This is a genomic window from Streptomyces sp. NPDC051677, from assembly GCF_044453465.1.
GTDB lineage: Bacteria > Actinomycetota > Actinomycetes > Streptomycetales > Streptomycetaceae > Streptomyces.
Genome location: NZ_JBITCT010000004.1, coordinates 166,103 through 190,377 on the forward strand (window position 1 = coordinate 166,103; position 24,275 = coordinate 190,377).

The window sequence follows — 24,275 nt, forward strand, 5'->3', positions numbered from 1 at the left end:
CCGGGCGGGCGCGGCCTCCCGCGCGCCCGGCCACTCCGCTCACCTCACCCCGTCGCGTCCACCAGGGCCAGTTGGTGGAGCCGGTCCGGCGGGCCGGGGCGGGCGTAGTACCAGCCCTGGGCCGTGTCGCAGCCCAGTATGCGCAGCTGCTCGGCCTGCGCGCCGGTCTCCACGCCCTCCACCGTCACCGCGAGGTTCAGGCTGTGGGCGAGCGACACGATGCCCTCGACGATCTTGAGGTCGACGGGGTCCGCCGGGAACTGCTGCATTCCCTGGGTGAAGGACCGGTCCAGCTTGAGCACGTTCACCGGGAGGCGGCGCAGGTTGGCCAGGTTGGAGTAGCCGGTGCCGAAGTCGTCGAGGGCGATGTCGACGCCCATCTCGGCGAGTTGACGCAGGGGTTTGAGCAGGTCGTCGTCGGCGCCGATCAGCGCCGACTCCGTCACCTCCAGGCACAGCGCCTCCGGCTCGACGCCCGCGCGCTCCAGGATGTCGACGGTGTCCTGCACCAGACCGGGGTGGGTGAGCTGGCACGGGGAGAGGTTGACGTTGATGCGCACGGGGTCGGTGTCCCCGTTGTGTTCCCGCCACTCGCCGGCCTGCCGGACCGACTCCTGAAGGACCCAGCGGCCGAGCGGCACGATCAGCCCGGTGTGCTCGGCGAGCGGGATGAACCGGTCGGGGCCGAGCACCCCGTGCTGCGGGTGCAGCCAGCGCACCAGGGCCTCCGCGCCGCGCACACTGCCGTCGCCGAGGTGGACGAGCGGCTGGTACTCGATGAAGAACTCACCGCGTTCGAGAGCCGCCGGAAGCGCCGTGGTCAGCCCGTGCCGGGTGATCGCGCGGGCGTCGGCCTCCGGGTCGGCGAGCTCGAAGCGGTTGCCGCCCGCCGACTTGGCCCGGTACATCGTGATGTCGGCGCTGCGCAGCACCTCCGCCGCGCTGCGCTCCCCGGCCGGCCCCTCGACGATGCCGATGCTGCCGCGCACGGTCAGCTCACGGCCGTCGATGCTGACCGGCGCGAGCAGGGCGTTCATGATGCGCGCGGCGAGTTCGTCGACCTCACGACGGGTGTCGGGGCCGGTGGTCAGCGCCACGAACTCGTCGCCGCCGAGCCGGGCGACCATCTCGCCGGGCGCCGTCGCGCAGGACTGCAGCCGGTCGGCGACCTCGACGAGCAGCCGGTCGCCGGCCGCGTGGCCGAGGCTGTCGTTGATGGTCTTGAAGCCGTCCAGGTCGAGATAGCACAGACCGAAGCGCTGGTCCTCGCGGGCGCCCAGGGCCTTCTCCAGGCGTTCGAAGAACAGGGTGCGGTTGGGCAGGCCGGTCAGCGCGTCGTGGGTGGCCTCGTAGCGCAGCCGGAGGTTCAGCAGCCGGCGCTCGGTGGTGTCCTCCATCAGGGCCAGCTGGTACTGCGGGTCGCCGTCGGCGTCGCGCAGCAGCGACACCGTCAGGTTGGTCCACAGGACCGTTCCGTCAGGACGGCTGAACGCCTTCTCCGTGTGGTAGTGCTCGCGCTCGCCGCGGACGAGCTCGGAGTACAGCTTCCACGTCTGCGGCGCGTCCTCGGGATGGGTCAGGTCCTGGACCTTGCGGCCCCGCAGACTCTGCTCGGAGCCGCCGAACATGCGCAGCAACGCCCCGTTGACCTGGAGGACGTTGCCTTCCAGGTCGGCGATGCCGATTCCTATCGCGGCGCCCTCGAAGACCGCGCGGAAGCGGGCCTCGCTCGCGTGCAGCGCCTGCGCGACCACGCCCTGGGCCCGCAACGCGGCCTGGGCGATGGCCTCCTGCTCGGCGAGCGTGCGCTGGCGCAGCGCCTGCGCGTACCCGGCCGCCATGGCGTGCTGCAGCCGCGAGGCACGGGTGCGCAGGTCCTCCTGGGGGCCGTCCTCGCCGCAGTAGAGCACCAGGTAGGCGTCCACGCAGTCGAGGGAGCGGCTGAGCGCCTCGGGGTCGGTGCAGTGCGCGTCGACGAGGGCGGCGCCCACCGCCTTGCCCGCGTCCGCGTCGAAGGCCCGCTCCAGCAGCGCCTCGCTCAACCGCCGGGCCAGCGGCAGCAGTTGTTCCTCCAGCTCGGGCCGGGTCAGCGACGTCGAGGTCACCGGGAACACGGCCCGGCTCCAGATCGTCACGAACCGCCGCAGTCTGTCCTCCGGCCCGTCCGGCTCCGCACTCACGCCGTACGCCCCACGCCGGCGAAACCCGAGAAGGCCCAGGGGTCCTCGTCCTCCGGCGCCGTGTCCGGCCGCCAGTGCGGCATCGGCACCAGTCCCGGTTCCACCATGTCGTACCCCTCGAAGAACCGCTCGATCTCGGCACGCGAGCGCATGACCAGCGGGTTGCGAATGTCCTTGTATACGTCCACCGCGCCCTCGGCCCGCTCCGGCGGCAGCGGGATTCCCTCGTACGAGGCATGCGTGAGCACGAGCAGACTGCCGGGCGCGAGCGCGGCGCCGAACTCGGCCACCGCCGCGTACGGGTCGTCCGCGTCCTCCATGAAGTGCAGCACGGCGACGAGCAGCAGCGCCACCGGCCACTCCAGGTCGATCAGTTGCTCCACCTGCGGGCTGCCGAGGATCTCCTGCGGCTTGCGCAGGTCGGCGGCCACGACGTCGGCGTCGGCGTTGCCCGCCAGCACCGCCTCGCTGTGCGCGACGGCCACCGGGTCGTGGTCGACGTAGACCACGCGCGCCCCGGGGCTCGCCGTCTGGGCGACCTCGTGGACGTTGCCGAAGGTGGGGATGCCGGAGCCGATGTCGAGGAACTGGGTGATGCCCTCGCCGACCGCGTACCGCACGGCGCGGCGCATGAACGCCCGGTTCGCCTGGCTGACCTTGGGGAGTCCCGGCATGAACTCCATGGCCCTGCGCGCCGCTTCCCGGTCGACCTCGAAGTTGTGCGAACCGCCCAGGTAGTAGTCGTAGATCCGCGAGACACTCGGCACCGAGATGTCGATGCTCCGAGGGGCCCAGGCGGGACGCTCCATCTATCTCTCCAAGGCGTAGGCGATCCGGTGTTCGAGCTGAGGCTACTGATCGCCCGCCAAACGGGCGAGTGGAAACGGAAATTGACCGTCCGTTCCCGGTCACTGCCTGCGGCACGTGCCGAATCGACGACCCCCGAGGGGCTACGAAATGTGCCCGGGGCGTTCCGGAGAGTTCCGACGCGGCCCCCAGGGCGGCGAAAGTCTACGCATACGCGGTATGAACGGGAAAACGGCGATCCGCCCCCTCCGTGCGGCGTGGAGGGGGCGGATCTATGGCCGTTCGCGCTGATTCAGCAGCTGCGGGGATCAGCCCTGGGGAGGCGATCTCTACTGCTTGGGCGCGCCGACCAGGTCTCCGTTGGGGGCCACGGCGTACCAGGTACCGCCGACGCCCTGTCCGTTGATGTCGCCGGGGGCCTTGTCACCGGAGAAGGTGTAGATCGGGAAGCAGTTGATGGTCTGCTGCTTGTCGCCGTCGGACCGCGTGAAGTTCATGTAGCCCTTCTTCTGGATCCCCTTGGTCTCGGAGAAGTCGACGGGCTCGACCACCGGCCACTTGTCCCGGCAGGCTCCGTTGCAGTTCGAGACCGGCTTCGGCCACGCCTTGTCCTTGATGAAGCGGTAGACCGTCATGCCGGCCTTGTCGACGACGATGTCACCGAGGTTGGCGTCCTTGCGGACGGACAGGCCCGCCTGGGCGGTGCCGGAGCCCGAGGCCGAGTCCGACTTGGCCTTCTTGCCGTCGGGGGCCAGCGCGAACCACTTGTTGCCGACGCCCTGGCCGGTGGTGTCACCGGGCTTGGCGTCCTTGGCGTAGTAGTAGGCGGGCCAGCCGCCGACGGTGAGCTGCTTGGTGCCGTCGGGGCGGGTGATCTCGCCGAGCAGCGACTTGTCGATGCCGTCGCCGGCGCTGGTGTCGTCGGCGGACACCGGCGGCCAGGTGGTGGCGCAGTCGCCGTCACAGTTCGACTTCGGCGGTTCTGCGGTGTCCGCGTCGAAGCGGTAGAGGGTCTTGCCGGCGCTGTCGGTCAGGATCTTGCCGAGCTCGCCGTTCGCGGAGATGGCCAGTTCACCGGCGCCCGCGGTCTGGGCTCCGGTACCGGTGCCGGTACCCGCACCGACACCGCCGGGCGCGCTGGCGCTCGCACTGGCGCCGACCCCGCCGTAGCCGCTGCCGACGCCGCCGATGCCACCGGCCGGAGCCGTGGCTCCGACGTTCTGGCTCGACGCCGACGTGCCGCTTTCGGATCCGCACGCCGTCGTCAGCGCCAGAACGGCCACGGTGCCAGCCGCGAGTGAGGCGCTCCGCCAGGTGGTCTTCATCGTCAACAACTCCCCGATCGTCACAAGGGTGTTGCAGCGCCCTGCTGCGCCGCCGCACGGCCCTGAGTACGCATGCGGGCGGTCGTTGTGTTCAAACCCGGCACGAAAATCTTTCTGAGAGCTGTGACCCGGGCTCCGAGCCGGCCCGTCACCGGGTCGCACAGGCACGCGAGGGACCGGATGCGCGGACGCACCCTCGGCAAACCCCTGACCCCGAACTTCCCCCGTTCGGGGCATTCCCCGCCGGGTGCAGGCGTAGGCAGGTACGAGAGGCCGCATGATCTCCGTCGTGCATGGACCCCAGCAGACCCGATCCGCCCTCGCCACAAGGGCGTTGGCACTGGTGACCGTGGCCTGGATCCTCGCGGCCGCACCGGCCGGGGCAGCCGTGGCCGACGCGTGCGCATACGCCTCGACGGGCCCGGGCGGCATCGAGGCGGTGGCGGTCGCGGGAGGCGACGCGTGGCCGACTCCCCCGGTGTGCCCGAAGCCGACGCCGACGCCCACCCCGAGCCCCACCCCGCCGAAAACGGAGCCGCCGCCCAAGCCGACGCCACCTCCCCAGCCGCCCCCGAGCCCGCCCCCGAAACCCACCCCGAAGCCGCCGCCCACCCCGAAGCCGCCGCCTCCCGAGCCCAGGCCGCCGGCGCCGACACCGCACCCGAAGCCGCGCCCGAGGCCACCGGCGCCCCCGCCGCCCCGGCCCGCGGCGCCACTCCCCCGGCCGGCCCCCGCGCCCACCCCGACGCCGACCCCGACGCCCACCCCCGCGCCACGCCCCTCCGCGACCCCGGTGACCTATCCCGCGTACCGCTCCTCGGTGCACCAGCGGCCCGCCCGGGGCGGCCAGTCGCCGGTCGTCTACGTCCTGCTCATCACCGTGCCCGCGGTGATCGCCGTCGCCGCGCTGCGACCGCGCTAACGATGACCCTGGAGGCATCACTTGCCGGAATGGCTTGTTCTCACCCTCGCGATGCTCGCCGCCTGTGCGGTGGTGGTCATCGTCACCCTCGTACGGCACCGCAGGGCGCCCGAGGACGAGGACCCCTCCGAGACCCCGGACGTCATCGAGTACATGACGATGTGGATCGGCGTGGTGTACGCCATCGTGCTGGGCCTGGCCATCGCGGGCGTCTGGGAGGCGCGCAGCGTCGCCCAGGACCACGTCCAGGCGGAGGCCCAGGCGCTGCACGAGATCTCCGAGCGCGTGCGGGTCTACCCGACCGACGTCCGTGACCGCATTCGGGCGGATGTCAACGCCTATGTCGGACACGTCGTCGACATCGAGTGGAAGAAGATGGCCGACGACGGCGAGGTGACCAAGCGCGGCGACGAACTCCTGCAGCGGGTCCGGGTCGACGTCACCGACTACCAGCCGGCGTCCGACTTCGAGGCGCAGGCCTATCAGCCGCTGCTCGACCAGATGGCCGCGGCGGACCAGGCGCGCAACGCCCGCGCGGCCTCGACCGGGGCGACCATGCCCGGCGTGGTGTGGTTCGGGCTGCTGGCCGGGGCCGTCATCACCATCGGCATGGTCTTCGCGCTGCAGATCCGGCGAACCCCCCGTGAACTGGTCCTGGCCGGGCTGTTCTCCGCGCTCATCGCCTTCCTGCTCTTCCTGATCTGGGACTTCGACGCGCCCTACAGCCGGGGCGTCACCGCGTCGGCGGAGCCGTTCCTCCACCTTTTCCCGCAGATCAAGGGCTGAGGTCTCGTTCCCGCGCCGGGGGCGGCCGCCACGCCGCGGCCGTCCCCCGGTCGTATGAACGGCGTCCCCCGTGCGGCCCACGCGCTTGACCCGTTCGCGCGACTGCGATCGCGGGAGCGCACACCTGTTCCTAGCGTTTCGGTCACGAGGTGCATTTACGGCGCGAGCGGAACAGGTCCGCACAGCTGCTCCTCGGGGACCGGAGGATCCACATGCGCGCGATACGCGTCGCTTCGGCCGCACTGCTGGGCGTGACCGCCCTGACCCTCTCCGCACCGGCCGCCGTCGCGATCGGCGGCGACGACAACCACTACGTCATGTCCAACGGCTACGACGTGCTGCCCCTGACCATCGTGGCGGGCGGGCAGATCACCCTTCAGGTGGACCGCGGCGCCAGTGGCTGCACAGGCTCCGTGACGGTCTCGTCGGGGGTGTTCGACACGGTCGTCATCCCGAGGGGGTCCTCGTCGGCGGCGGCCCTGGTCGACCGGGACGCCCGGGTGGGCGTGTCGTACCGGGTGACGTTCGCCTGCGGCGGCATCAGCGCCGTCAAGGAGCTGACGATCTCCGGCGGCCGTCCGGTCGATCTCACGCCGGCGCCCCGTCCGGTGGCGCGGGGTGTGCAGGCCGGCGAGGGAGGCGCCGTCGCCGGGTTCGACCTGGAGGAGATCGGGCTGGGCGCCGCGCTCATCGCCGGATCGGTCGGCGCCGCGTACTACCTGTCCCGGCGTCGCGCCGGGGAGGACGGCGGCTGACGCTCCGCCGTGCGCAGGCCTTCGCCCCGGATCCCAGCAGGGACCGGGGCGAAGGCCTGTGTGACGTGCGGTCTTCGAGGGTGCGGGGGTGGAGCTCAGATGCGACGCTCGGCGCGGCGTCGCATCCAGAACAGCCCGCCGCCGACCACGGCCGCGGCGACGAGCCCGCCGCCGATGGCCATGTCGGTCGGCGTGGCGCCGGTGCTGGCGCCGCCGCCCAGACCGCCGCGGACGCCGCCGATGACGGTGAAGGCGGCCGGGCGGGTCAGGGTCCGGCCGGAGCAGTTGACGGTGATGTCGTAGGTGCCGGGGCGGGCGTTGGCGCTGATGGTCGCCGTTCCCTTGGCGGTCTGGTTGGCGCCGTTGATCGGGGTCAGGTTGGCCGTCCCGAAGGCCGGCGACGTCATGGTGCCGCCGCTGGGGCAGCCGTCGACGGTGACGGTGATCTGTCCGCCGCGGGCGATGACGGCGGGCAGGACGACGATGTTGCTCGGGCTGACGCCCATGCCGTCACGCGCGAGCGCCGTGGGGGCGCCGAGGCCGAGGGCGGCGACCGAGGCGGCTGAGACCGCCGCGGCCGCCAGGACACGAGTGGTACGCATGTGATCCTCCGCGGAAGACGCCCCGGGGCCCGTCCCCGGCATGTCGGCGAGAAAGCGCCTCCCGAAAAGACCCTCAGATGCCGTGCCTGCGCCCGCATTTCGGGAATGGTCCGTCCTGGTGAGAGGACACGCCGGGCGACATGCGCACAAGGGGATATCGCCGCAGGTCACGGACTGTCAGAAAATTCCTGCCGTCGGCAACTCGGATGGCGCACCGAAGGACGTCGGAGCCACCCGTTCGCCGCTGCCCCGTCGCCGGTTACCCGCTCGGGACTTAGCGTTCTCGTATGCGCGAAAGGGACGTGGCGACGGCCGCGTCGAAAGGGGATGGCGAATGTATGCGTACGAGCTGTCCGAGGCGGCGGAAGAAAAGGAGCGGCAGAAGAAGCGCGCCCCTTGGGGCGTGATAGCGCTTGTTCTGCTGACCGGTCTCGCGCTCATCCGGAACGGGTCGGGGGAGTTCGACATCGGTCCGCCGCAGCCGGCCTCGGCGGCGGCCGCGGACAGCCGTGCCGGCGGCGCCCTCGGCCGGGCTCCGGCTCCACTGGCGTACGCCGTGCCGAACCGGGTACGGATCCCCGCCATCAGTGTGGACGCGCCGGTCCTGCCGGTCGGTCTGGACACGGACGGCTGGGTGGCCGCACCGCCGCCGGAGGACCCGAACCTGGCCGGCTGGTTCACGGGCGGGGTCTCGCCCGGCGAGAAGGGGACGTCGGTCGTCGTCGGCCATGTCGACAACAAACTGGGTCCGGCCGTCTTCTACGGTCTCGGAGCCCTGAAGAAGGGAAACCGCGTCGAGGTGGCGCGGCAGGACGGAAAGACCGCGGTCTTCGAGGTCTACGGCATCGAGGTGTTCGAGAAGAACAATTTCCCCGGAGACCGCGTCTACGCCTCCAAGGGCTCGCCCGAACTGCGGGTCATCACCTGCGGCGGCGGTTTCTCCAAGGCGAAGGGTTACGACGGGAACGTCGTCGCCTTCGCCCGCCTGGTCGAGGTCCGTTGAGCGGTTCCCGACCGGGCGGGCGGGGGCCTTGCGTCAGGTGTACCGCCGGTGCGGCACGGTGATGTGATAGCCGGAATCCAAGAGCTGCGGCAGATATCTGCGCAGCGCCCGCACGCTCTGGGAGCGGTCGCCCCCGGCGTCGTGCGAGAGCACCACGACGCCGGGGGCGGCGCCCTGTTCCACCCGTTCGACGATGGCGCCGGTGCCGGGGGTGGTCCAGTCGAGGGTGTCGACCGTCCAGGCGAGGGGTTCCATGCCGAGTTCGGCGCCGAGTTGGAAGGCGGCGCGGTTCCAGGCGCCGTAGGGGGCGCGGAACCAGCGGGGCCGCTCACCGTAGCTGTCCTCGATGACGTCGCTGGTGCGGATCATCTCGGAGCGGATCTGACGGCGGGTGAGCTGAGTGAGCAGGGGGTGGGACCAGGTGTGGTTGCCGACGATATGACCGTCGTCGGCCATGCGTTCCAGCAGGTCCTGGTTGTCGACGGCCATCTCGCCGCACACGAAGAACATCGCGCGCACGTCGTACTCGGCCAGCGTGTCGAGGATGCCGGGGGTGTAGCGGGGGTCGGGGCCGTCGTCGAAGGTCAGCACCATGGTGCGGCCGCGGCCGGTCATCCTCAGCAGCGGTTCGCGGCGCACCGGGGTGCGGGCGGGCGCGGCGCGCGGCGGGCCGTAGCCGGTCAGCGGCTGGAGACGGTAGGCGGAGGGCTTCAGCGGGAGGCTGCGCGCCGGGGCGCCCGCGGCGGCGGGGGCGGCGGTCTTCACCGGCTTGCCGTCCCCGCCCCACCCGAACACTCCGACCGCTCCGACGGCGGCGGCACCGGCTCCGGCGCCGGCCAGCAACGCCCGGCGCCGCGTGAACAACTGGTCCTTCTTCATGAGTCATCAGTCGCCCCACGAAGCCCCGACGCACCACACCGACACCGTTTCGGGGGCACGATTCCACCCGATCGGCGCAGTGCGAGATCGATCGGTGCGACGCGCCGCCGCGTGAGCGACGAAGCGGCCCGCGCGCGGCCTGATCGGCCGGGCGGGTCCCATCCGGACCTGCGGGTTCCGATAACCTCTGGGCCGTGACGGAACAGCACTCGCAGCAGCCCGCGCACCAGTTCGAGCGGGGCACGGACGGCCCCAAGGTCATCGTCGTCGGCGTGGACGGCTCCGACACCTCGCTCCGGGCCGCGGCCTACGCGGCCGGTCTGGCCCGGCGCCAGCACGCGCTGCTCGCCGTGGTGTACGTGCAGCCGGTGCTGGCGGCGGGCGCGGCGCTCGGGGTGCCGGTCGCCGACACGACCGACGCGATCGCCGAGGACCTGGTCGCACAGATCCGGCACGCCACCGAGCAGACGCGCGGGATATTCGACGTGCGCTGGGAGTTCCACACCTTTCGCGGCGACCCCTACAGCGGTCTGGTGAAGGCGGCGGACCAGCTCAAGGCGGACGCGGTGGTGGTGGGCGCCTCCGAACAGGCCGGCCACCGGATCGTGGGGTCCGTCGCGATCCGGCTGGTGAAGGCGGGGCGGTGGCCGGTGACGGTGGTGCCGTAGCGCCCCCGTCACCCCGAAGATCCTGCCTCCCCTCCTCTCACTCCCCCATCACCAGCCCCTCCTTGGCCGCTCCCCGGCTGAGGACCACGGCTCTGATCCGGTCGCGCACTCCCTCGACGTCGGCGCCGCGGGCGAGGGCGTTGTTGAGGTTCACCACCCGGCCGGCGTCGATGTCGAACATCTGGGGCACGAACTCCGCCTTGCGCACCTGCCACCGGCCGCCGTGCCGGGCGGGCGGCGCGAAGGTGAAGCGGGCGACGGTGGACTGGTTGCCGCGCGGGTCCTGGACGCCCTGGTGGTCGAACATCTCTCCTGCGATCTGGTCGCCCAGCCCGAAGACGACCCAGGTGCCGTTGACCTTCTCGTAGGCCTGGGGGACGTGTGCGTGGGTGCCCAGGATCAGGTCGATGTCGGGGCGGCCGGCCGTGCGGGCGGCGGTGAGCGTGCGGGCCAGGGCGAGCTGGCGGTCGTCCGGCGCGTCCTGCCATTCGGTGCCCCAGTGCACGGAGACGACGACCACGTCGGCGCCCGCCTTCCGGGCGGCCTTGGCGTCGGCGACGATCCGGTTCTCGTCGATGAGGCTGACGGCCCAGGGCTGCCCCGGCGGGGGCGGGTAGCCGTTGGTGTCGTACGTGTAGGCGAGGTGGGCGACCATCGCCGGGCCCGCGCGCAGCAGCGTGACCGAGTTGGCCTCGGACTCGGTGCGCGCGGTGCCCGCGTGCCGTACGCCGGCGCCGTCGAGCGCGTCGAGGGTGCGCCGTACGCCGGCGGCGCCGTCGTCGAGGCTGTGGTTGGAGGCGGTGGAGCAGCCGTCGTAGCCGGTGGCGGCGAGGGCCGGGGCGATCTCGGGCGGGGACCTGAAGACGGGATAGCCGGTGTAGGCGCCGTTCGCGCCGTAGACGGTCTCCATGTGACACAGGGCGAGGTCGGCACGGGAGACGACGGACTTGATCCCCTCGAACATCGGGCGGAAGTCGTAGCCGGCGCCGCCGGCGTCGAAGCGGGCGCGGTCGATGATGGTGCTGTGCGGGAGGACGTCGCCGGAGGCCACGAGGGTGAACCCGCGGGCGGCGGACGGCGCCGGGCGGCCGGGCCGCTCGGTCGGCCGGTGGTCTCGGGCCTGGCAGGCGGCGGCCGAGGCGAGGACGGCCGTGAGGACCAGCGCCACCTGGTGTCTGCGTGCGAACACCTGATCACTCCACTTCACAGAAATTGTCATATTTACGCACGTATCAGTCCTAATCCATGAGAGGCGGCGGACCGCCCCGCCGCTCCCTGCGTCCAGGGCCTATGCCCGCGATCGGCGTAGCCCCGACCGTTCGTCGAACCGTTCGTCGACGCGATCGACCGTCCGCCGCAGATCCCTGTGCCGGGACTGTCCCGAACCGGCCCACTGCGGTGCCATACGCCCATGACCGCCGGAACCACCCTCACCGCGACCGGGCCGACGACCGCCGAGCACGAACTCGCCGCACTGCAGCGCGAACACGGCCGGCCGCTCTTCGCGCTGCTGCTGAGGCTGTCCGACGGCGACCGCCAGCGCGCCGAGGACCTCGTCCAGGAGACCCTGGTGCGCGCCTGGCAGCATCCCGAGGCGCTGCGCGCCGACGCCTTCGACTCCGTACGGCCCTGGCTGCTCACCGTGGGACGGCGGCTCGCCATCGACGCGCGGCGGGCCCGCCAGGCGCGGCCGGCGGAGGTCGGGGACGCGGTGCTGGAGAACGCGCCGGTGTACGCCGACCACGCCGAGCGGGCCGCCGCGGCCCTCGATGTGCGCGAGGCTGTGAAGACACTCACTCCGGAACACCGTGAAGTCCTGGTGCTGGTGTATTTCCAAGGGGCGAGTGTGGCGGAGGCCGCCGAGGCCCTCGGAATTCCTCCGGGTACGGTGAAGTCCCGCGCGTATTACGCGCTGCGCGCCCTGCGCCGGGTGCTTCCGGGATACGCGGCCGACCTGCACTGAAACCCACGGCTCGGTCAAGCCTCCGTAAAGCGCCTTGCCGAGGACCCCCGTTGAGTAATCGGGTGTCCTTATCCGTGTTCCGGATGGGGTCCTCCCCAGAATCCCGGCATCGGGCGACGCGCACGCACCGGAGGAAGGCAGGAAGGGATGCTGCACAGAGGTCACCAGGACACGGACGGCACCGGCGGCGGTGAACTCACCGTCCCCATGGCCTGGCTGTACGCCGAGTACATCGCCGACGAACTGCTGCGGACCGGCGATCTGATGCCGCCGACGTCCTTCGAGTTCCGCGCCGGGCGCGACGCCCTGGCGCTCACCATCTTCCTCTCCGACACGGACGGCGAACTGCCCGGCATCCGGGTCGTCACTCAACTGGAGACCTGGCTTTCGCTCACGGCGTACGACCAGCCGTGGCAGGACTGGGTCGGTGAACGTATGTCTCAACTGACGGCTGAAGCGGCCGCGTTGGACGGGCCCGCCCCGGATCTCGAACTGGCGGCCGCGGCCTGGCGCTGGCTGGAGGAGACGGAGCTGCTGGCTCCCGACCTCAACGCGGTGCCGGGCGGCGCCCCGATGGTCGGCGAGGAGGACGGACCCAAGGTCTGGACACCCGCCTGGCAGCTCGGACTGCCCCTCGGGCACCTCGCGATCCATCTTTTTTAGATTCACACCAATCCGCGGGCCGTACCGCTCCGAACATCTGGGTCACGATTCGGTACGCGGCTTGAGTGATTCGTCTGCCGGGTGCGTACCGGTGGGAGCAAGGAGTAACCCCACTGGCACTCAACGGCACGAGGTTTCGGCATGAGGTCCCTGGAGAGGCATCGCGACGTCGGCGCGTACGCGCTCGGCGTGCTGGACGAAGCGGAAGCCTTCCGCTTCGAGGACCACCTCATGGAGTGTCCTCAATGCGCGGCGCAGGTCACCGAGTTCGGCCCCACTGCCCGACAGATGATGCTCTACCGGCGCGCCACCCCGCGCGCCGTGCACCCCTTCGCCGGGCCCGGCCCGCAGCTGCTGGACCGACTGCTCGGCGAGGTCGCGGCCCGGCACCGCGCCGTGCGCCGGCGGGTGCTGTACGCCGTGGCCGCCTCGGTGGTGGTCGCCCTGGCCGCTCCGGTCATCGCGATGATGGCGGGCGGCGGCAGCGACGGCGAGGCCGCCGTGCGGGTCACCGCGACGGACGAGAAGTCCGGGGTGTGGGCGCAGATCACCACCGAGGACGAGCCGTGGGGCAGCCATGTGGAGCTCAAGGTCAAGGACGGGGCCGGCCCCCGCTCCTGCCGCCTGATCGCCATCGGCGCGGACGGCTCCGAGCAGACGATCACCAGCTGGGTCGTCCCCAAGCACGACGCCCGCCCCAACACCATGCAGGGCGCCGCGGCCTGGCACTCCGACGAGATCGTCCGCTACGAGCTGCGCACGGCGACCGGAGAGCACCTGGTGACGCTCGACGCCCACTGACGCCGGCCCGGAGTGAGTTCAGGTCACTTCGATGCTGGTCGGCGGCGCGCGACGGCGGTCTACTTCAGCAGGCGGGACATCCTTCGGTCCGCCAGCGGCTTGCCGCCCGTCTGGCAGGTGGGGCAGTACTGGAGCGAGGAGTCGCTGAAGGAGACCTCACGTACGGTGTCGCCGCACACCGGACAGGGTTCGCCGGTGCGGCCGTGGACGCGCAGGCCGCTCTTCTTCTCCGCCTTGAGCCGCCCCGCCGCCACACCGCGCGAGCGCTCGACCGCCTCGGTGAGCGTCGTGCGCAGGGCCTCGTAGAGGGTGTGGGTCTCCTCGGGCGTGAGGGACGCCGCGAGTTTGAAGGGGGACATCCTCGCCGCGTGCAGGATCTCGTCGCTGTAGGCGTTGCCGACGCCCGCGATCAGGCTCTGGTCGCGCAGGGCGCCCTTGAGTTGGCGTCTCTCGCCGCCGAGGAGTGCGGCGAAGCGGGGCTCGTCGAAGTCGGCGGCGAGCGGATCGGGGCCCAGCCGGGCGACGCCGGGCACCTGCTGCGGGTCGGCGACGACGTACACCGCGAGCCGCTTCTGTGTGCCGGCCTCCGTGAGGTCGAAGCCCGCCCCCGTCTCCAGGGCGACCCGTAGGGCGAGGGGGCCCTTGCCGGGGCGCGGCGGGCCGTCGGGGAGGCGGTCCTTCCAGCGCAGCCAGCCCGCGCGGGCGAGGTGCGTGACGAGGTGCAGGCCGTCTCCGGTCGTCAGGTCGAGGAACTTGCCGTGCCGGTGCACGGCGGTGACCTCCTGCCCCTCGACGGCGGTGACGGGCGGATCGTACGTCTTGAGCACGCTGATCGCGACGGGCAGCACGCGCACGATCTCGTGGCCGACGAGATGCTCGGCCAGGAAGTCCTTGAGTGCTTCCACCTCGGGGAGTTCCGGCATACGTCCAGAGTGCCACGAGAGGTCACCGGTGCTCGCTCACCTGTGCTCGCGTACGACGAACTCGCACCACACGCACTTGCCGCCGCCCCGCGCCTCCACCCCCCACGCGTCGGTGAGCAGCTCCACCAGCAGCAGGCCGCGCCCCGAGACGCCCGACTCACCGGCCTCACGGCGGCGCGGCAGCGCGCTGGAGGAGTCCTCGACTTCGACGCGCAACCGGCGCTCGCCGCCGGTGACGACCCGCACGGTGACGATCGCCGCGCCCTCGGTGTGCATGAGGGCGTTGGTGATCAGTTCGTCGGCGACCAGTTCGATCTCGTCGGAGCGGTCCCCGGCGCCCCAGGCACGGACGGCGGCGCGGATCATGTGCCGGGCCTCGGAGAGGGCCTCCGGGTCGCCGGGCGCCACATGCTGCTGGAGCCGGTTCCCGGCCTGCGGAGTCTCCGGGCCGCGCCTGCGCAGCAGGAGCAGGGCGACGTCGTCGTCCCCGCCGCGCTCCTCGGCGATCTCGATGAGCTGGTCGGCGAGCTTGCGCACGTCAGCGGGGCCCGCGGCGACCATGGCGGCGAGGGCTCGCATGCCGTCGTCGACGTCGGAGCCGGGCCGCTCGACCAGACCGTCGGTGCACAGCAGCAGCGTGTGGCCGGGGTCGAGCTCGACGGTGCCGACCGGGTACTCGAGGCTGCCGAACTCGGCGGACAGACCGAGCGGCAGCCCGCCGGGCACGGAGATGCGCCGGCAGGTCCCGTCGGGGGCGCGCAGCAGGGGGTCGATGTGTCCCGCGCGGACCACTTGGACGACGCCGGTGGAGAGGTCGGCCTCCGCGTACAGGCAGGTGGCGAAGCGGTCGGTGTCGAGCTCGTGCAGGAAGACGGAGGCCCGGGCCATCACGGTGGCCGGGGTGTGGCCCTCGGCCGCGTAGGCCCTCAGGACGATGCGCAGCTGGCCCATGACGGCGGCGGCGTGCGTGTCGTGGCCCTGGACGTCGCCGATGACGGCGCCGACCCGCCCGCCGGGCAGCGGGATCAGGTCGTACCAGTCGCCGCCGATGTCGCGGCCCAGCGAGCCGCCGATGGTGGCGGCGCGGTAGCGGACGGCGACGTCGGCGCCGGCCACGCTGGGGATGGTGCGCGGCAGCATGGCCTGCTGGAGACCCTGGGCGATGTCCTTCTCCTGCTCGTAGAACATGGCCCGTTGCAGGCTCTGCGCGATGCTGCTGCCGAGCGCGACGAGGATGTTGCGCTCCTCCGGGGTGAAGCCGCGGCGGTCGCTGTAGAGCAGGCCCATCGCGCCGATGGGCCGGGCCTGCACGATGAGCGGCAGATAGGCCGCGGAGGTGATCTTCAGATCGGTGAGATGCGGCCACAGCACGGGGTAGCCGCCGGCGAACTCCTCCGGTGACTCGATGAAGCGGGGGGTGAGGGTGCGCACGACCTCGCTCATCGGGTACGGCTCGTCGATCCGGGTGACCAGCGTGCCGGGCACGAAGCTGCCCTCCGGCCCCTCGGCGACCAGCCGGATCCGGCCGGCCTCGACCAGACCCATGACGAGACTGGTCGCGCCGAGATGGGTGAGGCCGTGGGTGTCCTTGAGGACGTCGATGACGTCCTGCACGGTGCGGGCGTGGGCCAGGGCCGCCGTGGTGAGCTGGACGACGTTGGTCTGCTCGCGGCGCGCATCGTCGAGGGCGGCCTCCTCACTGCGGGCGGCGAGGTCGTTCAGCTCGTCGGTCGCGTCGCGCACGATGCCGACGATGCGGCGCGGGCGGCCGGTGTCGTCGCGCCGGATGTAGCCCTGGGTGTGGGTCCAGCGCAGGGCGCCGTCGCGCAGCCGCATACGGAAGTAGGCGCCGTAGTTCTCGCTGCCGTCCTTGATGGCCTGGGAGACCAGCTCGTCCAGCCGGATGGCCTCGACCGGCGGGACCCGCACGGCGAGGGTGCCGGGGTCGCCGTCGTACTCGTCGGGCCGCAGGTCGAAGATCTCGTGGGCTCGGGCGTCCATGTGGAACAGCCCCGTGTCCAGGTCCCAGTCGAAGCTGCCCATGCGGTTGAGCGCCAGGATCGGATCCGGGCGGGCGGGCCAGTCGTCCGGGAGGGACAGGGCGCTCGCTCCCCGATCAACCATGGAGCCACCTTGCCAGGGTTTGCCCGATTCTTCGACCTGGGGGCCTTCAGCCGGGCATGATGTCGGACTCGTCGGGTCCGTCGGGGATCAGCCCGCCCCCGTCGGGCGGATCGGGGACCTCCTGGACGACTTCCGGGCCGATGGCGCCGGAGTCGGCTTCATCCGCTTCGTCGGGGACGTCCGGGACACCCGGAGCATCGGGCGCGTCAGGGACAGCGGGTTCGAGGCCGCGGTCGAGGCCCGGATCGGCGTCGACCGCGGCGCCGGAGTCCGTATCGGCCTCGGCGGGGTCGGCGTCGAAGGGGTCGACGGACAGGTGGCCGAGGGTGTCGTCGAAGGGGTCGGTCAGGAGGACACGCCCCTCGACCGCCGGGGCGACGACCTGCGAGCCCGGCACGGGTTCCTTCTGCCCTTCGCCGCCGGGGCCGACGACGAGGAGCGCCGCCGAGAGGGCGCAGGCGGTCATGAGGGTGGCAGTGGGTAGTCGCACGACCACTATTGTCTGCTTCACCCACCTGCGTCACGCAAACGGAAGCGGGGAACACGCACGGTGACGAGGTCAGAATGGAGAAGAGGAGCGCACCGCCGTGGACTGGTTCACCGCACCCGAGTACTGGCTGAGCCGGCTGGTCTTCCAGCGGGCCCTGGCCGGTGTGTACCTGGTCGCGTTCCTGACGGCGGCGTGGCAGTTCCGGGCGCTGCTGGGGGAGCGCGGGATGCTGCCGATCCCCCGTTTCGTCGAGCGGGTTCCGTTCCGCGCGGCCCCGAGCCTGTTCCAGCTGCGCTACTCCGACCGCCTCTTCGCCGCCGTCGCCTGGACGGGCTGCGCGGTGTCGGCGGCGCTGCTGGCGGGGCTGGACGGCCGACTGCCGCTGTGGGCCGGGATGGTGATGTGGCTGGTGCCGTGGGCGCTGTACCTGTCGATCGTGAACGTCGGTCAGACCTGGTACTCGTTCGGCTGGGAGTCCCTGCTGCTGGAGACCGGCTTCCTCGCCGTGTTCCTCGGCAACGACGAGGTGGACCCGCCGATCCTGGTGCTCTTCCTGCTGCGCTGGATCCTGTTCAGGGTCGAGTTCGGCGCCGGCCTGATCAAGATGCGGGGCGACGCCTGCTGGCGGAAGCTGACCTGTCTCTACCACCACCACGAGACCCAGCCGATGCCCGGCCCGCTGAGCTGGTTCTTCCACCACCTGCCGAAGCCGCTGCACCGGATCGAGGCAGCCGCGAACCACTTCACCCAACTCGTCGTGCCGTTCCTGCTGTTCACCCCGCAGCCGGTCGCGACGGCTGCTGCCTCCCTGATGATCCTGACCCAGCTGTGGCTGGTGCTGTCGGGCAACTTCTCCTGGCTGAACTGGATCGCCGTCGTCCTGGCCGTGCCCGCGCTCGAACTCCCCACCGACCACCGTTCGGGCCCCGCCACGCCGCTCTGGTTCGAGTTCGTGGTCCTCGCGGCGGCAGCGCTCCTGCTGTTCCTCAGCTACCACCCGGTGGTCAACATGCTCTCCCGCCGCCAGGTGATGAACCGCTCCTTCGACCCGCTGCACCTGGTCAACACCTACGGCGCGTTCGGCAGCGTGAGCCGGATCCGCTACGAGGTGGTGGTCGAGGGCACGCTCGACGACGTGCCGCGTGCGGAGTCCGACTGGCGGGAGTACGAGTTCAAGGGCAAGCCGGGCGATCCCCGGCGCTGGCCGCGACAGTTCGCCCCTTACCATCTGCGCCTGGACTGGCTGATGTGGTTCGCCGCGCTCTCCCCCGCGTACGCCGGGCCGTGGTTCGGCGCCCTGGTGGAACGGCTGCTGGAGAACGACCGCGACACCCTGAAGCTGCTGCGCCGCTCACCGTTCCCGCCCGACGAGCCCCCGCGCCACATCCGCGCCCGCCTCTTCCGCTACCGCTACACGACCTGGCGTGAGCTGCGGGAGACGGGCGCGTGCTGGGAGCGGACGTATGTGCGGGAGTATCTGCCGCCGACGCGGCTGGCCAGGGTGGCTCAGAGGTCGTAGACGCGGACGGCGGTGGCCTCGAAGATCTGGGCGTGCTCGCGCGGGTCGGTCAACTGCCGTGCGAGGTCGAGGACTTCGCCGTACGACGCGGTGGGCGTGCACACCGGCCAGTCCGAGCCGAACATCAGCCGGGCCGGTCCGAAGGCCTCCAGCACCGTATGGGCGTACGGGCGCAGGTCGTCGACGGTCCAGGAGGCGGGGTCGGCCTCGGTGACCATGCCGGAGAGCTTGCAGACCGTGTTGGGCAGCGCGGCGAGGTTCCGGAGGTCGCGGGCCCAGGGCTCCAGCGCGCCGGAGGCGATGGGCGGCTTGCCCAGGTGGTCGAGGACGAAGGTGAGTCCGGGCAGCGAGGCGGCCGCCTCGGCGCAGGCGGGGAGCTGGTGGGGCAGCACGATCAGGTCGTAGACCAGCCCCGCGTCGGCGACGGCGGCGAGACCGCGCCGTACGTCGGCCCGCAGCAGCCACTCCGGGTCCGGCTCGCCCTGGACCTGGTGCCGGACGCCCTTGAGGTACCGGCCGCCGGGAAGCTCCCGCAGCCGGGCCAGTTCGTCGGCGACGTCCGGGCGGGTGAGGTCGGTCCAGCCGACGACGCCCGCGATCAGCTCGTGCCCGGCCGCGAGGGCGAGGAACTCGGGGGTCTCCTCGGCCACGGTGACCGTCTGGACGAGGACGGTACGGTCGACCCCGGCCGCGCTGGCCTCGGGCAGCAGGTCCTCGACGGCGAAGTCCCGCCGGAGCGGGCTGCCTTCGGCGATCCAGTCCTGGTCCCGCACGGACAGGTCCCAGACGTGGTGGTGGGCGTCGACGGTCATGGCAGCTCCCAGACGACCGGCAGGCCCGCGCCGGCTCCGTCGTCGGAGTAGTCGTGCACCACGTCGAGCAGCTCGGCCATCCGCGCCTGCCACACCATGTTGACCGGCAGCTTCTCCAGCTCGGCGAGGAGGCGTGCGTAGTCCTCGCACTCCAGGACGTGGAACAGCTCGGTACCGCTGCGCCAGATCGTCCAGGAGGTGGCTCCGGCCGCGCGGATGGCGTCCGTGAGTTCCTTCGGCACCTCGCGGTGCGCGGCCTCGTACTCGGCGATCCGGTCGGCGCGGACCTTGGTGTGCAGGGCGATCCTCATGACGCCTCCTGTGGGGGCAACAGACCGGTGTCCCTCAGCTCGTCCCAGAGGGCGGCCGGGACGGGAGCGGCGAACTGCTCGGCGCAGTCCTCGGCCTCGGCCGCCGAGCGGGCGCCGACCAGGACGCTCGCGACCGCCGGATGGGCGGCGCAGAAGGCCAGCGCGGCGGCGCGCAGGGTGACGCCGTGCCGGTCGGCGACCGCCTTCATCCGCAGGGCCGTCTCCAGCGACTCGGCCGGCGCCTGTGCGTAGTCGAACGTCGCTCCGGGCCTCGGGTCGGCCAGCAGGCCCGAGTTGAAGGCGCCGCCGATGACCACCGACACGCCCTTCTCGACGGCCGCGGGCAGCAGTTCGGCGCGGGCTCGCTGGTCGAGCAGGGTGTAGCGGCCCGCGCAGAGCACCACGTCCACGTCGGTCTCGCGGACGAACCGGGTGAGCATCTCGGCCTGGTTCATCCCGGCGCCGATCGCGCCCACCACCCCCTCCGAGCGCAGCTTCTCCAGCGCGGGATAGCCCTCACGGAAGGCCTGTTCGGCGTGGTCGTCGGGGTCGTGGAGGTATACGACGTCGACGCGGTCGAGACCGAGGCGTTCGAGGGAGGTCTCCAGGGAGCGGCGTACGCCGTCGGCGCTGAAGTCCCACACCCTCCGGTGTGCGGCGGGCACCGCGAAGCCGTTGGCCAGGTCGTCGCCGGCCGGCGGGTCCACGGGTTCCAGGCGGCGGCCGACCTTCGTGGAGACCGTGTACTGCGCCCGCGGGTAGTCCCTCAGGGCGGCGCCGAGGCGCCGCTCCGACAGGCCCAGCCCGTAGTGCGGCGCGGTGTCGAAGTAGCGCACGCCCCGCCGCCAGGCGGCGGTCACGGTGTCGTACGCCTGCTCGTCGGTGACCTCGGAGTAGAGGTTGGCGAGGGGGGCTGCGCCGAGGCCGAGAGCGGTGACCTGCACGCCGCTGCGGCCGAGGCCGGTCATCGGGGGCCTGCCGGGCGCAGCCGCAGGCCCTGCATGCCGCCGTCGACGGCGAGGGCGGTGCCGGTGGTGGCGCCGGACAGGGGGCTCGCCAAGTAGGCGATGGCGCCCGCGACTTCGGCCGCGCTGACCAGGCGGCCGGTGGGCTGGCGGGCCGCCAGGGCGGCGCGCTCGGCGGCCGGGTCGTCGGCCGCGTCGAGCAGCCGGGCGACCCACGGGGTGTCCGCGGTGCCGGGGTTGACGCAGTTGACGCGGATGCCCTCCCGCACGTGGTCGGCGGCCATGGCGAGGGTCAGCGAGTACACGGCGCCCTTGGTCGCGCTGTACAGGGCCCGCTGCGGCAGGCCCGCGGTGGCGGCGATGGAGCAGGTGTTGACGATCGCCGCGTGCGCGGAGCGCCTCAGGTGCGGCAGGGCGGCGCGGGCCGTGCGGACCATGCCGACGACGTTGACGTCGAGGACACGGTGCCATTCGGCGTCGTCGTTGTCCTCCACGGTGCCCTGGGCGCCGATGCCCGCGTTGTTGACCAGGACGTCCAGCCCCCCGAGGTCGGTGACGGCGGCCGCGACCGCCTCCCGCACCGAGGCGTCGTCGCCGACGTCGGCCCGGTAGCCGAGGAGGGGCTTCTGCACTCCCGACGGGTCCAGGTCGAGGACGGCGACCCGGGCGCCGCGCTCGGCCAGGAGCTGTGCGGTCGCCCGGCCGATGCCGGAGGCGCCCCCCGTCACCAGGGCCGTCAGCCCTTCGAAGTCGCTCACGCCGCCTTCTCCTTCCGGCTCTTGAGGTCGGCGGCCCAGAAGTCGCCGCCCAGATACATGTACCGCGGCCGCCCGGCCGGTCTGGCGTCGCACTGGTCCTGGGGGCTGTCGGTGGGGGCGTTCCAGCGGTTGTCGCATATTTATCAGACCACTTCGTTCCGACGACACCCTTGGGGTGGAGATTCGGCGCATTATTGTCTCAAGTGGTCCGACCACCTCCGTGGCTGGACTGCGGCGCACCGGCGACAGGAGAGGCCTCGTGGAAGACACCCCGCCCCGCGCGCCCGCCCCCAGAGGCACGGTGACGCAGCGGGCCATCGAGCGGATCAAGGCGATGATCGCCGACGGTCTGCTGGAGCCGGGTCAGCGGCTGCCGACCGAGCGGGCCCTCGCGGCGCAGCTGGGCATCTCGCGCAGTTCGATGCGTGAGGCGATCCGCGCGCTCACCGTCCTGGGGGTGCTGGAGGCCCGGCACGGTTCGGGCATCTACGTCACCGCGTTGAAGGCCGGTGACCTGCTGGAGACGTTCGGGGTGGTGGCCGACCTCTCGCGGGGCCCGCGTCTGGTCGAGTTGCTCCAGGTGCGCCGGATCCTGGAGTCGACGGCGACGGCACTGGCCGCCGCCCGTATCACCCCGGATGAACTGGCCGTCGTGGAGGGGCACTTGGCGGCCATGAACGCCACGGACGACCCGGAGGAGATCCTCGCCCACGATCTCGCCTTCCACGGTGCGATCTCGAGGGCCGCCGGCAACGAGACGATGGCGGCGATCCTGGAGGGCCTGTCCTCGCGCACGTTCCGGGCCCGTGTCTGGCGCGGCTATCAGGAGGAGGGCGCGTTCGCCCGTACGCGCCGCGAGCACGCGGCGATCCACCGCGCCCTGGCGGCCCGCGACCCGGAGGCCGCGCGGGCGGCGGCTGCCGCGCACGTGGGCGAGGTGGAGGAGTGGCTGAGGGCCCAGGTGAGTCTCTGACCGCCCCTGTCTGACCGGGCCCGCCCCGCTGAGACCTGCGGGGCGTACGGTCGCCCCTCGACGCGGCGCTCCGGGCGGGGCACAGTTCTCCCTACACAACGTACTCGCGAGTAGTGCACGCACACCGAGGGAGCTGCCTGTGACCAGCTGGGTCGGCCGGACCGCCGTCGAGATCGCCGCCGCCGTGCGGGAGAAGCAGGTCACGCCGCGCGAGGTGGTGGCGGAGCATCTCGCGCGAATCGAGCGGCTGGACGGCCGGATCGGGGCGTTCCGTGCGGTGCGGGCGCAGGCGGCGCCGGCCGAGGCGGACGAGGTGGCCGCCCGCGGCGACCTGGCCGCTCTGCCGCTGGCCGGGGTTCCGGTGGCGGTCAAGGACAACCTGGCCGTGCGGGGCGAGTCCACCCGCGTCGGCTCGGCCGCGACGCCGGACGCCCCGGCCGGCGCGGACCATGTCACCGTGGCCCGGCTGCGGGCGGCCGGTGCGGTGGTCGTGGGTCTGACGAACGTGCCGGAGCTGTGTGTCTTCGGCACCACGGAGGGCGTCCACGGCACCGCCCGCAACCCGTGGGACGTCTCGCGCACGGCCGGCGGTTCGTCCGGCGGCAGCGCTGCCGCGGTCGCCGCCGGGATGGCGCCGATCGCGCTGGGCAACGACGGCATGGGGTCCCTGCGCATTCCGGCGGCCAACTGCGGCCTGGTCACCATCAAGCCGGGCCACGGCGTCGTCCCGGCCGGGATCGGGGACGGCGACTGGTTCGGGATGTCGGAGAACGGCCCGCTGGCGACGACGGTCGAGGACGCTCGGCTGATGCTGTCGGTCCTGGCCGACACCGACGCCGTACGGGCCGGGGAACCCGGCGCGCTGAAGATCGCCGTCTCCGTGCGCAGCCCGGTGGCCGGGGTCACGGTGAGCGGGCCGTACACGGGCGCGGCGCGGGAGGCGGCCGGGGTGCTGGTCCGGGCGGGACATCATGTGGAGCGGGCCGAACCGCCGTACCCGCTGTCGCTGAGCATGACCTCGCTCGCGCACTGGACGGCGGGCACGGCCGTGGACGCCGCGCCGCTCGACCCGCGCCTGCTGACCCGGCGCACCCGGGTGCACGCGGCCCTAGGCCGGCGCTTCATGAACGGGGTGCGCGACGGCTCGGCGCGGGACGAACTGCGCCGCCGCCTCGAGCCGTTCTTCGCCAAGTACGACGTGCTGCTCACACCGGCGCTCGCGCGACGGCCGCCGAAGGCGGCGGCGTGGCACGAGCGGGGCTGGCTGCGCAACATCCTGGTGAACACGAACTACTCGCCGCTGACCCCGCCGTGGAACCTGACCGGCTGGCCCGCGATGGCGGTGCCCTTCGGCACGCTGCCGTCGGGCGCTCCCGCGGCCGTGCAGCTGGTGGGCCGGCCGGGGTCGGAGGGCGAACTGCTGCGGGTGGCGGAGCAGCTGGAGCAGCTGCGTCCGTGGCGGCGGACGGCCCCGCTCGACTGAGCGACGCGGAGGCGGCCGGGAGAGAGTACGGGCTCGGCATGGGCGTGCCGGGTGCACGCCCATGCGGTGAGCGATCGCGAGCGGGTCAGTCCACGCTGGGCAGGATGTGGGGCTCGGCGAGGTCGTCCTCGTAGCCTGCCAGGCGGATCGGGGCGGAGCGGGCCCACACGTCGAGGCTGCCGATCTCGCCGGGCCTGCGGCCGGCCCGCTCCGAGCGTTCCTTGGGGCGTTGCTCGCGATTCGTCTTCTCCGGTGTCACCGCGCACTCCTTATGTGTCGGGTCACCCTCGGGGCGTGCCGACCGGTCTGCGGTCCGGCACCTGACGCTCCCTCGGGTCTGGCTCAAGTCGGTCAAGGACGCGGTGGCGCCGGCAACTCCTGTGGAGAGCAGGCCGTTGTGAAGCGGCTTGTCCCATGACGGACTGTGGGTGTGGGTGGCACTCCGTTTTGTTGTCCGTCCGCTACAGGGTAACCAAATGAGCGGGGGTCCGCTCGATAGGGCTGAAGATTTGAGGTAACCATGGCACGCCACTCTCAGCTCTTCGTAGGAGAATTGAACCCTT

The 24,275-nt window shown here is 72.1% G+C and carries 25 protein-coding genes; 11 read left to right on the forward strand and 14 right to left on the reverse strand.

The window, feature by feature from the left end; all coding sequences use genetic code 11:
* Positions 1–44: 44 nt before the first annotated feature.
* From ACIBAF_RS06560 to ACIBAF_RS06570, 3 genes are all read right to left on the reverse strand, one after another.
* Positions 45–2,180, reverse strand: a complete 2,136-nt coding sequence (locus ACIBAF_RS06560) for a putative bifunctional diguanylate cyclase/phosphodiesterase (RefSeq protein ID WP_399461999.1) — start codon at positions 2,178–2,180, stop codon at positions 45–47.
* Positions 2,177–2,989: an SAM-dependent methyltransferase gene (locus ACIBAF_RS06565; RefSeq protein ID WP_399462000.1), complete on the reverse strand. Its 813-nt coding sequence runs from the start codon at positions 2,987–2,989 to the stop codon at positions 2,177–2,179. The genes ACIBAF_RS06560 and ACIBAF_RS06565 overlap by 4 nt, the downstream gene beginning before the upstream one ends.
* A 327-nt stretch (positions 2,990–3,316) precedes the next feature.
* Positions 3,317–4,312 (reverse strand): SCO0930 family lipoprotein, encoded by a 996-nt coding sequence (locus tag ACIBAF_RS06570; RefSeq protein WP_399462001.1) that lies wholly within the window; start codon positions 4,310–4,312, stop codon positions 3,317–3,319.
* A 277-nt stretch (positions 4,313–4,589) separates the two neighbouring features.
* On the opposite strand from ACIBAF_RS06570, the gene ACIBAF_RS06575 reads away from it, so the two are divergent.
* The 3 genes from ACIBAF_RS06575 (at position 4,590) to ACIBAF_RS06585 (ending at position 6,775) form a co-directional block, all read left to right on the forward strand.
* Positions 4,590–5,234, forward strand: coding sequence for a hypothetical protein (locus ACIBAF_RS06575; protein WP_399462002.1), 645 nt, complete (start codon positions 4,590–4,592; stop codon positions 5,232–5,234).
* A gap of 21 nt (positions 5,235–5,255) precedes the next feature.
* Complete coding sequence (locus ACIBAF_RS06580) at positions 5,256–6,020, forward strand: hypothetical protein (RefSeq protein ID WP_399462003.1); 765 nt, start codon at positions 5,256–5,258, stop codon at positions 6,018–6,020.
* A 212-nt stretch (positions 6,021–6,232) separates the two neighbouring features.
* The gene (locus ACIBAF_RS06585) at positions 6,233–6,775 is read left to right on the forward strand and encodes a hypothetical protein (protein ID WP_399462004.1); all 543 of its coding nucleotides are present in this window, start codon (positions 6,233–6,235) and stop codon (positions 6,773–6,775) included.
* Between the two features lie 95 nt (positions 6,776–6,870).
* Here ACIBAF_RS06585 and ACIBAF_RS06590 read toward each other — a convergent pair whose 3' ends face one another.
* Entirely contained in the window at positions 6,871–7,377 is a 507-nt protein-coding gene (locus tag ACIBAF_RS06590) for a hypothetical protein (protein ID WP_399462005.1), read from the reverse strand.
* A gap of 334 nt (positions 7,378–7,711) precedes the next feature.
* On the opposite strand from ACIBAF_RS06590, the gene ACIBAF_RS06595 reads away from it, so the two are divergent.
* A complete protein-coding gene (locus ACIBAF_RS06595) occupies positions 7,712–8,380 on the forward strand; it encodes a class F sortase (protein WP_399462006.1) in 669 nt (222 codons plus the stop codon).
* Positions 8,381–8,413: 33 nt separating this feature from the next.
* Here the strand turns inward: ACIBAF_RS06595 and ACIBAF_RS06600 are convergent, their stop codons facing one another.
* Positions 8,414–9,259, reverse strand: coding sequence for a polysaccharide deacetylase family protein (locus tag ACIBAF_RS06600; RefSeq protein WP_399462007.1), 846 nt, complete (start codon positions 9,257–9,259; stop codon positions 8,414–8,416).
* A 194-nt stretch (positions 9,260–9,453) separates the two neighbouring features.
* Between ACIBAF_RS06600 and ACIBAF_RS06605 the strand changes: the two genes are divergently transcribed.
* Complete coding sequence (locus tag ACIBAF_RS06605) at positions 9,454–9,927, forward strand: universal stress protein (protein WP_399462008.1); 474 nt, start codon at positions 9,454–9,456, stop codon at positions 9,925–9,927.
* Between the two features lie 37 nt (positions 9,928–9,964).
* On the opposite strand, the gene ACIBAF_RS06610 is transcribed toward ACIBAF_RS06605, so the two are convergent.
* A complete protein-coding gene (locus ACIBAF_RS06610) occupies positions 9,965–11,116 on the reverse strand; it encodes a CapA family protein (RefSeq protein WP_399462009.1) in 1,152 nt (383 codons plus the stop codon).
* A 222-nt stretch (positions 11,117–11,338) separates the two neighbouring features.
* On the opposite strand from ACIBAF_RS06610, the gene ACIBAF_RS06615 reads away from it, so the two are divergent.
* From ACIBAF_RS06615 to ACIBAF_RS06625, 3 genes are all read left to right on the forward strand, one after another.
* Positions 11,339–11,890: a sigma-70 family RNA polymerase sigma factor gene (locus ACIBAF_RS06615; protein ID WP_399462010.1), complete on the forward strand. Its 552-nt coding sequence runs from the start codon at positions 11,339–11,341 to the stop codon at positions 11,888–11,890.
* Positions 11,891–12,037: 147 nt separating this feature from the next.
* The gene (locus ACIBAF_RS06620; protein WP_399318474.1) at positions 12,038–12,553 is read left to right on the forward strand and encodes a hypothetical protein; all 516 of its coding nucleotides are present in this window, start codon (positions 12,038–12,040) and stop codon (positions 12,551–12,553) included.
* 141 nt (positions 12,554–12,694) lie between these two features.
* On the forward strand, positions 12,695–13,354 hold the full coding sequence (locus ACIBAF_RS06625) for a zf-HC2 domain-containing protein (protein WP_399462011.1): 660 nt from the start codon (positions 12,695–12,697) through the stop codon (positions 13,352–13,354).
* Between the two features lie 59 nt (positions 13,355–13,413).
* On the opposite strand, the gene ACIBAF_RS06630 is transcribed toward ACIBAF_RS06625, so the two are convergent.
* From ACIBAF_RS06630 to ACIBAF_RS06640, 3 genes are read right to left on the reverse strand one after another with little or no spacing between them, the layout of a single operon-like run.
* A complete protein-coding gene (locus ACIBAF_RS06630) occupies positions 13,414–14,277 on the reverse strand; it encodes an Fpg/Nei family DNA glycosylase (RefSeq protein WP_399462012.1) in 864 nt (287 codons plus the stop codon).
* Between the two features lie 36 nt (positions 14,278–14,313).
* On the reverse strand, positions 14,314–16,401 hold the full coding sequence (locus ACIBAF_RS06635) for a SpoIIE family protein phosphatase (RefSeq protein ID WP_399462013.1): 2,088 nt from the start codon (positions 16,399–16,401) through the stop codon (positions 14,314–14,316).
* Positions 16,402–16,447: 46 nt separating this feature from the next.
* Positions 16,448–16,891, reverse strand: coding sequence for a hypothetical protein (locus ACIBAF_RS06640; protein ID WP_399462014.1), 444 nt, complete (start codon positions 16,889–16,891; stop codon positions 16,448–16,450).
* Positions 16,892–16,988: 97 nt separating this feature from the next.
* Between ACIBAF_RS06640 and ACIBAF_RS06645 the strand changes: the two genes are divergently transcribed.
* Positions 16,989–18,410, forward strand: a complete 1,422-nt coding sequence (locus tag ACIBAF_RS06645) for a lipase maturation factor family protein (protein WP_399462015.1) — start codon at positions 16,989–16,991, stop codon at positions 18,408–18,410.
* Here the strand turns inward: ACIBAF_RS06645 and ACIBAF_RS06650 are convergent.
* Genes ACIBAF_RS06650 through ACIBAF_RS06665 form a run of 4 tightly spaced genes read right to left on the reverse strand, consistent with a single transcriptional unit; the run spans position 18,398 to position 21,256 of the window.
* Complete coding sequence (locus ACIBAF_RS06650) at positions 18,398–19,222, reverse strand: amidohydrolase family protein (protein WP_399462016.1); 825 nt, start codon at positions 19,220–19,222, stop codon at positions 18,398–18,400. The genes ACIBAF_RS06645 and ACIBAF_RS06650 overlap by 13 nt on opposite strands.
* Positions 19,219–19,533 carry an L-rhamnose mutarotase gene (locus tag ACIBAF_RS06655; RefSeq protein WP_399462017.1) on the reverse strand — a complete coding sequence of 105 codons (315 nt, stop codon included), beginning with the start codon at positions 19,531–19,533 and terminating at the stop codon, positions 19,219–19,221. Before ACIBAF_RS06655 ends, ACIBAF_RS06650 begins: the two co-directional genes overlap by 4 nt.
* Positions 19,530–20,501, reverse strand: coding sequence for an aldo/keto reductase (locus tag ACIBAF_RS06660; protein ID WP_399462018.1), 972 nt, complete (start codon positions 20,499–20,501; stop codon positions 19,530–19,532). The genes ACIBAF_RS06655 and ACIBAF_RS06660 overlap by 4 nt, the downstream gene beginning before the upstream one ends.
* Positions 20,498–21,256: an SDR family NAD(P)-dependent oxidoreductase gene (locus ACIBAF_RS06665; protein ID WP_399462019.1), complete on the reverse strand. Its 759-nt coding sequence runs from the start codon at positions 21,254–21,256 to the stop codon at positions 20,498–20,500. Before ACIBAF_RS06665 ends, ACIBAF_RS06660 begins: the two co-directional genes overlap by 4 nt.
* Positions 21,257–21,515: 259 nt before the next feature.
* Here ACIBAF_RS06665 and ACIBAF_RS06670 point away from each other — a divergent pair, with 259 nt between their 5' ends.
* Both ACIBAF_RS06670 and ACIBAF_RS06675 read left to right on the forward strand, forming a co-directional pair.
* Positions 21,516–22,229, forward strand: a complete 714-nt coding sequence (locus ACIBAF_RS06670) for a FadR/GntR family transcriptional regulator (protein WP_399462020.1) — start codon at positions 21,516–21,518, stop codon at positions 22,227–22,229.
* 139 nt (positions 22,230–22,368) lie between these two features.
* On the forward strand, positions 22,369–23,712 hold the full coding sequence (locus tag ACIBAF_RS06675) for an amidase (RefSeq protein WP_399462021.1): 1,344 nt from the start codon (positions 22,369–22,371) through the stop codon (positions 23,710–23,712).
* An 85-nt stretch (positions 23,713–23,797) separates the two neighbouring features.
* Here the strand turns inward: ACIBAF_RS06675 and ACIBAF_RS06680 are convergent, their stop codons facing one another.
* On the reverse strand, positions 23,798–23,971 hold the full coding sequence (locus tag ACIBAF_RS06680; RefSeq protein ID WP_399462022.1) for a hypothetical protein: 174 nt from the start codon (positions 23,969–23,971) through the stop codon (positions 23,798–23,800).
* Between the last annotated feature and the right edge of the window lie 304 nt (positions 23,972–24,275).